General features: G+C 38.9%; 13 protein-coding genes. 7 read left to right on the top strand and 6 right to left on the bottom strand.

Annotation, left to right across the window (positions count from 1 at the left end; all coding sequences use genetic code 11):
- The first annotated feature begins 72 nt into the window (after positions 1-72).
- The gene (locus QMA08_RS19940) at positions 73-447 is read left to right on the top strand and encodes a DUF413 domain-containing protein (RefSeq protein ID WP_149603214.1); all 375 of its coding nucleotides are present in this window, start codon (positions 73-75) and stop codon (positions 445-447) included.
- 86 nt (positions 448-533) lie between these two features.
- Positions 534-1,769, top strand: a complete 1,236-nt coding sequence (locus tag QMA08_RS19935; RefSeq protein ID WP_278383146.1) for a response regulator — start codon at positions 534-536, stop codon at positions 1,767-1,769.
- A 16-nt stretch (positions 1,770-1,785) separates the two neighbouring features.
- Here the strand turns inward: QMA08_RS19935 and rarD are convergent, their stop codons facing one another.
- A complete protein-coding gene (rarD, locus tag QMA08_RS19930; protein WP_290175314.1) occupies positions 1,786-2,703 on the bottom strand; it encodes an EamA family transporter RarD in 918 nt (305 codons plus the stop codon).
- A 51-nt stretch (positions 2,704-2,754) separates the two neighbouring features.
- On the bottom strand, positions 2,755-3,210 hold the full coding sequence (locus tag QMA08_RS19925; protein ID WP_024596241.1) for a thioesterase family protein: 456 nt from the start codon (positions 3,208-3,210) through the stop codon (positions 2,755-2,757).
- A gap of 133 nt (positions 3,211-3,343) precedes the next feature.
- Between QMA08_RS19925 and recQ the strand changes: the two genes are divergently transcribed.
- From recQ to QMA08_RS19905, 4 genes are all read left to right on the top strand, one after another.
- The gene (gene recQ / locus QMA08_RS19920) at positions 3,344-5,167 is read left to right on the top strand and encodes a DNA helicase RecQ (RefSeq protein ID WP_024603604.1); all 1,824 of its coding nucleotides are present in this window, start codon (positions 3,344-3,346) and stop codon (positions 5,165-5,167) included.
- A 7-nt stretch (positions 5,168-5,174) separates the two neighbouring features.
- Positions 5,175-5,459 carry a DUF3630 family protein gene (locus QMA08_RS19915; protein ID WP_002961372.1) on the top strand — a complete coding sequence of 95 codons (285 nt, stop codon included), beginning with the start codon at positions 5,175-5,177 and terminating at the stop codon, positions 5,457-5,459.
- A 169-nt stretch (positions 5,460-5,628) separates the two neighbouring features.
- Positions 5,629-7,338, top strand: coding sequence for a BamA/TamA family outer membrane protein (locus tag QMA08_RS19910; RefSeq protein WP_290175313.1), 1,710 nt, complete (start codon positions 5,629-5,631; stop codon positions 7,336-7,338).
- Between the two features lie 64 nt (positions 7,339-7,402).
- Complete coding sequence (locus tag QMA08_RS19905) at positions 7,403-7,975, top strand: mechanosensitive ion channel domain-containing protein (RefSeq protein WP_138489650.1); 573 nt, start codon at positions 7,403-7,405, stop codon at positions 7,973-7,975.
- 91 nt (positions 7,976-8,066) lie between these two features.
- Here QMA08_RS19905 and QMA08_RS19900 read toward each other — a convergent pair whose 3' ends face one another.
- From QMA08_RS19900 to QMA08_RS19890, 3 genes are read right to left on the bottom strand one after another with little or no spacing between them, the layout of a single operon-like run.
- Positions 8,067-9,125, bottom strand: a complete 1,059-nt coding sequence (locus QMA08_RS19900; protein WP_002961978.1) for a succinylglutamate desuccinylase/aspartoacylase family protein — start codon at positions 9,123-9,125, stop codon at positions 8,067-8,069.
- Positions 9,112-10,017, bottom strand: coding sequence for a 30S ribosomal protein S6--L-glutamate ligase (gene rimK / locus QMA08_RS19895; protein WP_002961977.1), 906 nt, complete (start codon positions 10,015-10,017; stop codon positions 9,112-9,114). The genes QMA08_RS19900 and rimK overlap by 14 nt, the downstream gene beginning before the upstream one ends.
- A 2-nt stretch (positions 10,018-10,019) precedes the next feature.
- The gene (locus tag QMA08_RS19890; protein ID WP_002961974.1) at positions 10,020-10,454 is read right to left on the bottom strand and encodes an ATP-dependent zinc protease; all 435 of its coding nucleotides are present in this window, start codon (positions 10,452-10,454) and stop codon (positions 10,020-10,022) included.
- A 287-nt stretch (positions 10,455-10,741) separates the two neighbouring features.
- On the opposite strand from QMA08_RS19890, the gene QMA08_RS19885 reads away from it, so the two are divergent.
- Positions 10,742-11,713, top strand: a complete 972-nt coding sequence (locus QMA08_RS19885) for a zinc transporter ZntB (protein ID WP_024605062.1) — start codon at positions 10,742-10,744, stop codon at positions 11,711-11,713.
- Positions 11,714-11,996: 283 nt separating this feature from the next.
- On the opposite strand, the gene QMA08_RS19880 is transcribed toward QMA08_RS19885, so the two are convergent.
- Positions 11,997-13,166 (bottom strand): polysaccharide lyase family 7 protein, encoded by a 1,170-nt coding sequence (locus tag QMA08_RS19880; protein ID WP_290175312.1) that lies wholly within the window; start codon positions 13,164-13,166, stop codon positions 11,997-11,999.
- Positions 13,167-13,665 lie beyond the last annotated feature (499 nt).

Raw genomic sequence — 13,665 nt, 5'->3', positions numbered from 1 at the left:
AAATAATTTGTTTAATAAATTGCCAAACTTGCATCATACTCCAGCTAATTACTAAGGTATGAGGATAAAGCTATGAGCAATAACATTTCATTACTACGCCAAGCATTTGTTAGCCAACGTCAATTTTATGATGATCAAAACTTTCCACGAGGCTTTAGCCGCAGCGGAAACTTCACCTTATTAGAAGCCAGCATACTTGAACAACACGGAGTTGTTTTAAAAGGCTTATACAGTAAAACAATTGAGCCACAAAACGAACACCAAGAACAATTTGTAGCAGTCGTAACTGGCTCACAAGAACCTACCAATCCAATCGAGCGAGCTTGGGTAAAATACTTAAAACTAACGACCTGCAAAACTAAGTTTCATACTTTGTTTGGCCGTTCAAAAATGTCGAGCCCTGCACCTGTAAGCCAAGATTATTACTCTGACTCCGATAGTCTGTAAGTACTTAAGTTATTTGCTTTTTTGCGTTTTAACAGTTACAACTTGTATAAGCAAATATTTTTGCAAAATATATACAGGGTTGTTCCGTGACGCGAAAAATACTAATAGTTGAAGATACACCTGCCATTGCGCGAGTGCAAAAACACATCGCGCTTAAGGCTGGTTATGAAGTTGATATAGCTGAGTCATTAGCGCAAACAAAAGAGCTTATAAGTAAGAATAGCTACTTTTGCGCTGTAGTTGACTTTATATTACCTGATGCCCCATTAGGTGAGGCAATACCTTGTACTATTAATGCAGACATTCCAACTATTGTAATGACGGGCAATATTGATAAAAAAACCCGCGACACTGTAGAAAAATACCCGATCATCGATTACATCATTAAAGAAAATAAACAAGCTTATCAGTACCTCGAAAAACAATTACAGCGCCTGCCTCGCAACGAAAATGTAAAAGTACTCGTTGTTGACGACTCTAAATCGACCCGACGATACATTTGTAGCTTATTAGTGCGCCATAAGTATCAAATTATTGAAGCGCAAGACGGACAAGAAGCGTTAAACCTGCTTGAAGCTTCACCTGATATTTCAGTTATTATTACTGATAATGAAATGCCCAACATGAATGGCGATGAACTATGTAGCGAGATTCGCCGCTTATATAGCAATGATGAAAAAGCTATTATTGGTATTTCGGGTTCTGACTCTATAGGGCTTTCTAGCTTATTTTTAAAAAATGGCGCAAACGATTATTTGCACAAACCTTTTAATAGCGAAGAGTTTTACTGCAGGCTTAGTCAAAACGTCGATATGTTAGAACTTATAGCCACCATAAGGCGACAAGCCAACACGGATTATTTAACTAATTTACCAAATCGTCGTTACTTTTTTGAAGAAGCTGAAAAATCATTAAAGCAAATAAAACATACTAAAGGTGATGGTGCTTTAGCTATGCTTGATATTGATCACTTTAAATCAATTAACGATACATACGGGCACGATGTTGGCGACGAAGTATTAAAAGGGCTCTCTATTTGCTTCAGTAAATACTTTAAAAAGCACTTAGTAGCACGTTTAGGCGGTGAAGAGTTTGCAGTTTGCTTTATGAATATAAACAAACAAGAAGCCCTTAAACGCCTTGAAGGCTTTAGGTATTTTATAGAAATGAATAGCCAAGAGTTTAGTAAAGCTAAAATAAAATTCACTATTTCTATTGGCTTTGCAAACGGGCCTGTTTATCAAATTGATGAACTTTTAAAACAGGCCGACTTAAAGCTTTACGACGCTAAAGAATCTGGTCGTAATAAAGTAGTTAGTTAACCATTTAATTAGTTAATTATACTTCTGCGGCTGTAATAGCCGCTTTTTTACGTTTGCGTGATTGATGGTAAGAGTCCCAACTAAAAATAGCCAGTGCACTCCAAATACATGCAAATGTTACTACACGCTCTGCATCAAACACTTCACCATAAAACACCACAGCTAGTATAAACATTAAGCTTGGCCCAATGTATTGAAAAAAGCCAAGCGTAGTATATTGCAAACGCTTAGCTGCACCGGTAAAACACAGCAGTGGTAATGTAGTTACAATACCTGCACTAATCAGTAATGCATTAGTATGCCAATCGTTAGCTGCTAAGCTTGAAGTCGGTGTTGGCACCATTAACCACCAATAAATAAGTGCGACAGGCAGTAATATAAGTGCTTCGAGTAAAATGCCAGGCAAGGCTTCAACCGGTAACTTTTTACGTAATAAACCATAAAGTGCAAATGATATAGCCAGTGAAAAGGCAACTACCGGAAACGAGCCAAAACTAATTAGCTGCAGCACTACACCGCTAAAGGCAAGGGCTACTGCTACGCCTTGGAACTTACGCAGGCGTTCGCCTAAAAAAAGCATACCCAGTAATACATTTAAAAGAGGATTTATGTAATAGCCCAAGCTTGCATCAAGCATGTGGTTATTATTTATAGCCCATATAAATAAACCCCAATTAAACCCAAGCAGTGCAGAGGTTATAACAAGCATAAGCAAAAGCTTAGGTTGAACGATAATGCGTTTAATTTTACCCCAATACCGTAAAACACTTACTACCAATACTAAAAACACAACCGACCAAATAACCCGATGCATTAAAATTTCAAAAGCAGAAACATGCTGAATCAACTTAAAGTATATTGGCGCAAGGCCCCACATTAAAAAAGCAAGACAAGCAAAAATAGCACCTTTACGCTGCTCAGTATCAATCGACATAATAAACACTTAGTGATTTAAAAGGCCGCTAGTTTACTTGCCATACGCGTTTTATCCAACTAAATACGTGCCGGTTCCAAAAGCAATTTGAACAGACTGTTCGTTATGTAATTCCATTCTGCATACACATACTTTATTACCTGAACGAATAAGTGTTGCGCTGGCAGTAAAGCTCTCTCCTTTACCAGGGCGTAAATAATCAGTACGTAAGTCGATAGTCCCAAGCGTGGCTAATTTTGTTTGCACACTTGTGATATCTAAATCGGTGAGTTTATCAATTACACTTGCTGCAGCGAGCATACCGCCTACATTATCAAGTACGGCTGAAATAACACCACCATGGAGTATTTTTTGCGCAGGGTTGCCAATGAGTACATCCTGCCACGGGAACGTAATTTTGGCCTGTTCAGGGCTTAACGACTCAACCGATATTTGTAAAAACTGGTTAAACGGCATGCCATTTACAAATAACGCGCCCACTTGTTCAATTAACATTTCTTTATTCATTATTATTCTCTATGTCAAAACAGGTAAGATGAGTAAAACATACATAGTGTAAAACTACGAGACTCCACTTAAATAATTTATCAAGTAACTCAGCTAAAGACATCTCACTAAAAAACCACTAAAATACCCGCCAATGAATACATCAACTCCACCTTCTAGCACCCTTGTGCGTAAACCCGAAACTGTCCTCAAACAAGTGTTTGGCTACAGTGAATTTCGCGACGGTCAAAAAGCAGTTATTGATGCTGCTATTAACGGCCAAGACTCGCTTGTATTGCTTCCTACTGGCGGCGGAAAATCGGTGTGCTACCAAATCCCTGCTTTAGTACTCGAAGGCGTAACTATTGTTATATCTCCGCTTATATCGCTAATGCAAGATCAGGTAACGCAACTGCAAGCTCTTGGGGTAAAAGCCGCTTACGTTAATAACAGCTTAGCACGAGAAGAACAGCAATTGGTGTATCAACAGCTTCATCAGGGGCAAATTAAGCTCTTATATGTGGCGCCTGAAAAAGTATTACAACGCGAATTTTTAGAGCGCTTATCGCATTTAAATGTGAGTTTATTTGCCATTGACGAAGCGCACTGTGTGTCGCATTGGGGCCATGACTTTAGACCTCACTACTTTCGCTTAAACGAATTAAAGCAACGTTTTGCACATGTCCCAATGATGGCGCTCACTGCAACTGCCGATAAAGCCACCCGTTTTGATATAGTTGAGCAACTAAAACTACAACAGCCTTATATTCATACTGGCAGCTTTGATCGCCCCAATATTCGTTACACCATAGAAGAAAAATTTAAACCTATGGTGCAATTGCTTCGCTACCTAAAGGAGCAAAAAAGCCAAAGCGGTATTATTTATTGCACCAGCCGTAAACGCGTAGACGACATTGCTGAAAAGCTTGCAGATGCAGGACTAAACGCTGCCGCTTATCATGCTGGTATGAGTAACGAGCAACGACAATTTGTACAAACCGGGTTTGCCCGTGACGATATACAGATAGTGGTCGCAACCGTTGCTTTTGGCATGGGCATAAACAAGCCTAATGTGCGTTTTGTACTGCATTACGATATTCCAAAAAGTATAGAGTCGTACTATCAAGAAACAGGTCGAGCTGGGCGAGATGGACTTGCCGCAGAAGCTATAATGTATTTTGATCCAGCTGATATAGGTCGCGTAAGGCGCTTTTTTGAAGACATAGACGATGAACAACGCCGCCGCGTAGAAGAACAACGCTTTAACGCAATGGCAAGCTTTGCCGAAGCGCAAACATGTCGTCGTCAAATATTACTTAACTACTTTAGTGAATATCAACGCGAACCTTGTGGCAACTGCGATATTTGCTTAAATCCGCCAAAAAGCTTTGATGGTACGTTAGTCGCCCAGCAAGCACTTTCGTGTGTGTACAGAGCGGGACAACGTTTTGGACTTGGTTATATTGTTGAATTACTTCGCGGTGCAAACACGAGCCGCATCCGCGATAATAATCATCATGAGTTAAGTACCTACGGCATAGGTAAAGATAAAAGCAGTGAATTTTGGCTCAGTATTTTACGCCAACTTATTCATCAAGGCTTACTTAGCCAAGATATAACACAAGGTGCGTCACTTAGATTAACAGAAGCCGCACGTGTAATTTTAAAAGGTGAATACGCACTGCAATTAGCCGAGCCACGCCTGCAAGCCAAACACGTTTATCAAGATAAATTAGCACAATTTAATTACGACAAAAAACTCTTTGCTCGCCTGCGCGCACTTCGTAAAGAACTTGCTGATGCCGACGATGTGCCACCTTATGTAGTATTTAATGATAAAACGTTAGCCGAAATGGCGCAGCTTATGCCAACAAACGACAGTGAATTTTTAAAGGTCTCAGGTGTTGGTTTTACTAAGTTAAATAAGTACGGCGGCGAATTTTTAACGGCAATTCGACATTACCTAGCTACTAATTAAGAGCATTATGACCCAAATAGAATATGACCATACACACAAATGTATTTTGATTAATCCCATTGAGCTACCAAACGATGAAGATTTTGAGCTGTGGAGTACATTATTTTTACACTCAGACGAAGTAACACTCAATGAGTACTCTGCAGGCGCCGATCGCCATCAAGTTCGCTTTACCTATAATCATCAAACCTTTAATTTAAACTATGAGCATTACAGCCAAAGCATCTGGATTAATGCCGAAGGTCATGAAGCTGAACACTTACTCGCCGCTTTAGCATTTTATTTAAGCTAGCTTTCAATGCCTAGCGCATAGGTCGCTGCAAACCAGCTGGCTATTAACAAAAGTGAATATGAGTAACAATTAATTAATTTCAAAATCCATACCTTTTACTTACATTATAATAACAATGATGTAAGCTGATATTACGATAGTCATTTGCTACGTAGCAGTAAGAGGTTTAATGGTGAGCAAGAAATGGATAGCACAATGTTGTATTAGTTTAACGGTTTTAAGCTTTTATGTGCCTAATACGTTCGCACAACAATCTTCAATGAAAACTGATAACTGCCTTGTAGAACAGACAGATTTAAGCACAAATAAAAACCTACGCCGAGAAGTTCAAGACAAAACAACCCTCACGCACAGTAATAGTAACGCTAAAATAGCCTCAATAAAGCTCAAGCAACTTAATGTATTTAATACTGAGCTTGAAGAGGAAAATATTGCTTTATTCCGTTTTGCTAATCGCGCTCACATTCAAACAGAGCCCGATGTCATTAATAACCTTTTATTATTCTCCCCAGGTGACAAGTACGACGCTAAAAAGCTCGCAGAATCTGAGCGTTTACTTCGTAAAGAAAGCTACTTATATGATGCACAAATTAGTGCTACCGAAAACTGCGACGGCGACGTTAATGTAGAAGTGGTTACCCGTGATTTATGGACACTTTTACCTGAAGTGAACTTTAGTCGGAGCGGTGGAGAAAACAAATCGAGTATAGGTTTTAGAGAATCTAACCTGCTTGGATGGGGTAAGCGCCTTTCTTTTTCGCGCACGACTGACAGCGATCGTAGCGGTTACTTATTTGTTTACGACGATCCTAATATTTTATCTACTCGCTACCGAGGCCGTTTAGAGTACGCCGATAACAGCGACGGCAAGCGCCACTTGCTTGAGCTAACCTATCCATTTTACGCAATTGACACCCCCTTTAGTTACGGTATTTTAAGCTATTCTGAGCAGCGCGAAGAGTCATTATATAAACGCGGCGAAGAGTTTAGCGAATTTGATCAAACTACCGATTTAAACCGTGTATTTATAGGACACTCTAAAGCGCTTAATTATAATTGGACCCAGCGACTAACGTTAGGCTATACCGATGAGCAACATACCTTTGAAGCTATAGACACTACATTTGCACCACTTGCCGATGACAGAAGCTTAAGTTACCCCTTTATAAGCGGCCATTGGTTTGAAGATAACTACATAAAAGTACGCAATTTTGACAGTATATCTCGCACTGAGGATTTAAATTTAGGTTGGAATATTAAAAGCTTAATTGGCTATTCAGATGAGTCATTAAGTAATGACGACAGCCGCGCGGTGTATTCTTTTAACTTTAAAAAAGCCCACTTTACTAACGATAATACCTTATGGCGTTTTAGTGCTGATATTGATGGCTATTGGAATAAAGAACAGAAAAAACTCGAAAACTTTATGGCCACCAGCCAAGTACAATATTATTTAAATACCAGTGAAGACCAATCTTGGTATGTTAAAGCCCGCGTGCAATACGCCAAAAACCTTACTGCTGATCAACAGCTTACTTTAGGCGGCGAAACAGGCCTGCGTGGTTACCCTATGGATTATCAACATGGCGACCGCAGCTTTTTAGTTAATCTAGAAAAGCGCTATTACTGGGAGTACGATTTACTACAACTATTTAAAGTGGGTGGCGCAGCTTTTGTAGATATAGGCAGAGCATGGTTTAACGATGAAGATAACGGTGAAAATGCACATGTATTGAAAAATGTAGGCGTTGGTCTGCGTTTGGCACCGAGTCGTGCAAACTCAGGAACCATGATCCACATTGATATTGCCGCCCCAGTTGATAGCTACGATGATGTAGACTCAGTCCAGTGGCTAGTAAGCGTTAAAAACACTTTTTAAATAATACAAACACGTTAAACTAATACCAATTGCATTAAATTGTTATGAAAGTTCAGGACCTAATGTGGAAATAATAGAAGTTTTAGAATTGTTTGCATCACAATATAAGTTGGTTGTAACTATAATCGCTATTTTGGTTTTCCCTCTTCTATTAAAAATAACCAAAAAACTACTCGAAAAAGCGATTAAAGGCAAAGTAGATTTACACCGAAAATACCGTGCAGAGCTTTTACTAAAAATTATACTCGCCTTTGTAGTACTGTGTTTGGTTTTAGTATTTTGGGGTATAGAGCTGCGTGGTTTATTGGTTTTAGGCTCTTCTTTATTTGCCATGTTAGGGGTAGCACTTTTTGCCGCTTGGTCATTATTGAGTAACCTCACCGCATTTTTACTGATGTTTATTCAAAACGATTGCCGCGTTGGTTATTGGGTACGAATTATTGATGGTGCGAATCATGTTGAAGGGCGCATTGTTGAAATGGGCTTAATGAATGTAGTACTTGAACATATTGATGGGCACCGTGTAATTTACCCTAACAATTTATTTGTGACCCGTCCTGTCATGGTTTTAAATAAAGAACCAAAGCCAACTAAAACCCCTGTTATAAAGCGTATTATTGGTCCTAAAAAAACATAGTTTAAAAAATCATATTCACAAAAAAGCCGCAGTAGTCAAAATACCTACTGCGGCTTTTTAATGCTTAACTAACCACAATTAAGGTTAACTATTAGTTATTTAGTTCAGCTGTTTTAAGCTCGTCATCTAAATCATTTATCTCATCAATAAAGTTCTCTAGTTGCTGCTCTACTAAACTATTGTCATTTGCAAAGTAAGCAAGGTGGAATACCGCATCACCTTCATTTACCAATGGCATCGTTTGCTGACCAATAACAATACCGCCTTTAGGCGCTAAAAGCTCAAGCTCAGAATCCCCTAGAGGGCTACTTATATATGCAAGCACTTGCCCTTTAGTTACATGCTCCCCTAGTGATACTTGTGCACGCACAATGCCATCAACCTCTGCACGTATCCAACTGGTCGAACCTGCAATAATAGGATCTGGTAACTTTTTAGGGCGCTTGCCACGGATCATTTTTAAATGGCGCATAACATAATCAACGCCCTGCACACCTGCCGCAATAGCGATAGGGTCAAAGCGTAGCGCTTCGCCTGCTTCATAAGTAATAACAGGTATACCTAAGTTTGCGGCTTCACTGCGTAATGAACCATTACGAAGGGATGCATTTATAACCGCCGGCGTACCAAATGCTTTAGCCATTTCAGCGGTTGCTTCATCTTCTAAATTAGCGCGAATTTGCGGTAAATTAGTACGATGAATAGCGCCAGTATGCAAATCAATAATGTGAGTACAATGTACTGCCACTTGATTAAAAAACATATAAGCCATACGCCCAGCTAATGAACCACGTTCAGAACCTGGGAAGCTGCGATTCATGTCGCGTCTATCTGGTAAATAACGCGATTTGTGAATAAAGCCAAACACATTCACAATAGGCACAGCAATTATTGTTCCGCGCAGTTGGCTTGGATCTATTTTAGCAAGTAACTGACGCACAACTTCTACACCATTTAGCTCATCACCATGAATAGCCGCACACACCATAAGCACTGGGCCTTCCATTACACCATTAACCACTTCAATAGGAATGTTAAGTGGTGAATGGGTGTAAAGCTTAGCTGCTTCTAAGGCAAGCGTTTTACGCTCGCCTACGCCTACATTTTCTCCTAATAAGGAAAAAGGACGGTTAATTTTAACCTTTGCCACGTGTTGCTGTTCCTTTACTTGAGGCATTTTTTTCGATGAAATCAATCACCATACCTGCAATATCTTTACCTGTTGCTATTTCAATGCCCTCTAAACCCGGTGATGAGTTAACTTCCATCACAAGTGGCCCTCGAGATGAGCGAAGTAAATCAACTCCCGCTACATTTAAGCCCATTGATTTAGCCGCTGCTACTGCCGTTTTACGTTCCTCTGGAGTAATGCGAACTAATGTAGCGCTACCACCACGGTGAAGGTTGGAGCGGAACTCACCTTCTTGTGCTTGGCGCTTCATTGCTGCGATTACTTTGTCGCCTAGTACAAAACAACGTATGTCTGCCCCACCCGCTTCTTTAATATATTCTTGAACCATAATATTGGCTTTTAAGCCCATAAACGCTTCAATAACACTTTCAGCTGCTTTGCGTGTTTCAGCAAGTACAACACCAATGCCTTGTGTGCCTTCAAGTAATTTAATTACAACAGGTGCACCGCCTACCATTTCTAGTAAGTCTTTTACGTCATCGGGTTTGCTAGCAAAACCTGTTACTGGCATACCAACGCCTTTGCGCGAAAGTAACTGAAGTGAACGTAATTTATCGCGCGAACGAGAAATAGCGACTGATTCGTTTACAGGATAAACGCCCATCATTTCAAACTGACGAAGTACCGAACAGCCATAAAATGTAACCGATGCACCAATACGCGGGACAATTGCGTCAAATTCTTTTAAGTTTTCACCGCGATAGTGAATTTCTGGTTGCTCAGAGTTGATATTCATATAACAACGCAATGCATCAATCACTTTAACTTCGTGGCCGCGTGCTTCTGCTGCCTCAATTAAGCGACGTGTTGAATATAGCTTTCTGTTACGAGATAAAATACCGATTTTCATAGTTAAACCTTACGACCTAATAGTTGAGATAAAGCCGGGTCAACGACTATACGATTTTCCATGGCTGTACGCCCTAATAACATTCTAAACTTCATTGTTGCACGGCTTGTTAAAGTAAGCTCGATAGGCCAGCTATGCTCGCCTGCATGTAATGTAGTTTCTATAAAGTAGCGTAGTTCTTTTTGCCCACTTGAGCTGGTTACGTACTTCATTTTTTTAACTTTTGCATTGCAAGTGACTTGCGTTTGCTCATCATCTTGCAGTGGTTGGGCCGTAAATTTAACCCATTTTTCTGAGTCAACTTCGTATTCTTCAATGTTAATTGCATGAATACATGAAGTGCGAGCGCCAGTATCAATTTTTGCTTTTATCTCGTTAATACCAAGCTCAGGTAAACTTAACCACTCACGCCAACCAACTGTGATCTTTGCTGTCATAAATGTGCCCTTAATAAAAAAGTGACTTATACGCTACAGGTCAAAAAACACCAACGAAATAAATTTATCTAGTCGATTAGTAAATTAAATTGATCTTTTTAAGCAACTGGTCACACAATGCACGCCTTGCTAAGCCGTACTTTAATGCCACTTTGCTCAACACAGAGGCTCTGCATATATTTTGCTATTTAAGCTTAACTTATTAAAAGTAAAGGTAAGCCTGTAAGCAACTAAGTAGATACACTATAGTTAACAGTATTAAAAATACACTATTATGAGAACTAATTATGATTAATGGTTTACTACATGCACTTGTACTTGATGGACAAGGCGGCGCTCGTCCTATTGGAAGCACTAATGAGCTAAATAGCTGGCAACCAAGCCAAGGTAAACTTTGGGTGCACATGGATTATAGCCAAAGTGAGGCAGTTGAGTGGCTCAAGGCACAGCCTCATTTAAACGATTACGAACTAGAGTCTTTAATTGCTGACGAAACACGCCCACGTATTACGGCTACAACTAACGGGCATATGTTATTTTTACGTGGTGTAAATTTAAATCCAGCACAAAGCCCTGAAGACATGGTTTCAATTCGTTTATTTATTAGCGAAGACATTCTTATTACTACCCGTAAGCGCCGTTTATTATCGGTGCAAGATACGCTCGCCTGTTTAAATGAAAATAAAGGCCCATGCAATATTTCTGAATTAGTGTGCTCTATTACACAAAAATTAACCTCACGTATGCAAAGCGTTATTGACTCACTAGATGAAACTCTCGACGAGTTTGAAGAAGAAATAGATGAACCAAGTAAAAAGTTTGACAACCAAGGTTTATCACAGTTGCGACGCCAAACTATTGCCTTAAAACGTTATTTAAAACCGCAAAAAGAAGCCCTTAGTTCAATGGTAAATAACCACTACCTATGGTTATTAGATGACGATAAAGCAAAACTTAATGAAACCACCAACTTATTAATTCGTTATCTTGAAGAGCTGGATAGTTCGATTGAGCGTGCGCAAATTATTCAGCAAACAATCACTAACCAAGTTTCTGAGCAGTTAAACCAGCGAATGTATGTTATGTCTGTAGTGGCAGCACTTTTTTTACCACTGGGCTTTTTAACGGGGCTTTTAGGTGTAAACGTAGGAGGCATTCCTGGTACAGAGAGCCCTTATGCGTTTAGTGCTTTTGTCATATTTTTAATTGTGCTTACTGGCGGGATTGGTGTGTATTTTAAAAATAAAAAATGGTTATAGTGCCAATCCGCAATAATACTTAATTAATTTGAGGGATTAAATCTGACGCTAACTACGTAAAAAATTTCTGATATACGACTGCATGGATGCAGGAGGTAGAGCAATGCAGGAGCAATTAGTGATAACAACTAAATAACGAATTTTCGCCTTGTTGTCGATACGGTTTTCTTACCTCAAAATAGATCACTTAATTAAGCCAATGGTATAAATTAAGTTTATCCCGTTAAAAAATAAAAAAAGCCACTCAGCTTTAAACTGGGTGGCCCTCTCAACTACTAAATAATTAATTAGTTCTACGCGTGTAACTAACGTCAGTCATTGTTACTTTAGCCTTAGTAATACCTAAATCTTTAAAGCACTCTTTAAATGAATCTGAGTTACCTGACTCGCCACACTCATCTAGTGTATATGGGTCTTGTGATTGGAGATAATTACCAAACTTAAAGTAAGACTCTGAATCATCTTCTACCGGAATACCAAAAGTAGTACCTAGTGCAGTTACATCTACATCACCGTAATTATTTACTACTTTTAGATTAAATGAACCACCACTTCTAATAGTACCTAGTGCATGTTTTTCTTCTTTACCACTGGTGTTACGTAAGCGAACATATACATCAAAAATTCCATTACCCGCTACGCTATCATCAAAACCTGATTCATCAGTATCTGAAACATATACTTTTGAAATCGTACCTGTATCGCTAGCATGGTGTTGAGAAATAATCGTTTTACCACCATCAGACATTTCCACTTTTACAGTTGCCTCAAAAACCTCATAGGTTTCGGTCATTGCAGCACGAGCACTTTCTTTTACTTTATATTCATGACGCCAGCCATTACCGTTTGGAGTGATATGACGCGCTTCTAGAGGAACAAACTCTAAAGTATTGCTATTTACTAATGGATGAGGATTGTTACCTTCAAGGTCAAAAATACTACCGTTGGTGATGTTGCTTGCTATACCAGAGCCACTACCAGTGTCGCCGCCGCCAGTATCACCGCCACCTGAAGCGCCCTTAGTTAATGAAAAGTTATCAAAACGAACATCGCTCGAGCTCTTATCGTGCTTGGCAAATACTTGTAGCGTACCTGTATTTGCTGTGGTGAAAGTTCTAGATACTTTTGTCCATGAAGAAACGTTAAATTTCTCATTTTTAAACAAACCATTAAGATCGTTAATGCCGATTTGACCCTTACCAAGTACATACGCACTTAACGTGTACTGAGTATTTCGATCTACATCTACATTCTGGTAAACACGCCCTGGGCTACCTTGAATTTTTAATGATTTAGAGCCCTTATAAGCACTACCTGAGATAGCTGCAGGTTCTGTTTCATTCCAGTTACTCCAACCATCTTCAAACCCAGCATTATTGATCGTCGCCGCTTGTACAAAACTTGAGCTAGCAGTCATGGCTGCAAGCATAAATAGGGATTTTTGGTTAATCATTATCTTTATTTCTCCAAACCTGTACATGAAAAATCTTACTACATGGCTTTAAATGAGTATTTCACTCAAGCCTAGATCACCGCCTGTAAGCAGGTTTTAATTTATGTTTTTATGTGAAATTGGTAACAATAAAACGATTAAAAAACCAAATTTGGTCTACAAATAATTATTACCAATAATGACAGCCAGCTGGGCTGAGACATAAGTTATATTGCTTGTAATAAATTTGCAACAATTTATTTAATAAGCAATAAGTATTAATTCTATTTAGATTAACCGAATTAAAAATAAATTAAAGCATTTAAAATCAACAAGTAAAATAAAAAATATCAAATGAAAAAGAAAACCCAGATGAGGAACAAAATATAAAACAATAAAAAATCATTAATTTTAACAATTTGATTGGTAATTTATTAAACAACCAAAAATCATACTTTTGTAATAATAAATTTATTAGTTTTTATTTTACGTAGTAAAGCTTACGTTCAGTTTAATGCGC

The organism is Pseudoalteromonas sp. APC 3355 (genome assembly GCF_030407615.1).
Taxonomy (GTDB): domain Bacteria; phylum Pseudomonadota; class Gammaproteobacteria; order Enterobacterales; family Alteromonadaceae; genus Pseudoalteromonas; species Pseudoalteromonas distincta.
The sequence above is the reverse complement of the archived record's forward strand: the minus strand, read 5'-3'. Positions and strand labels throughout refer to the sequence as shown.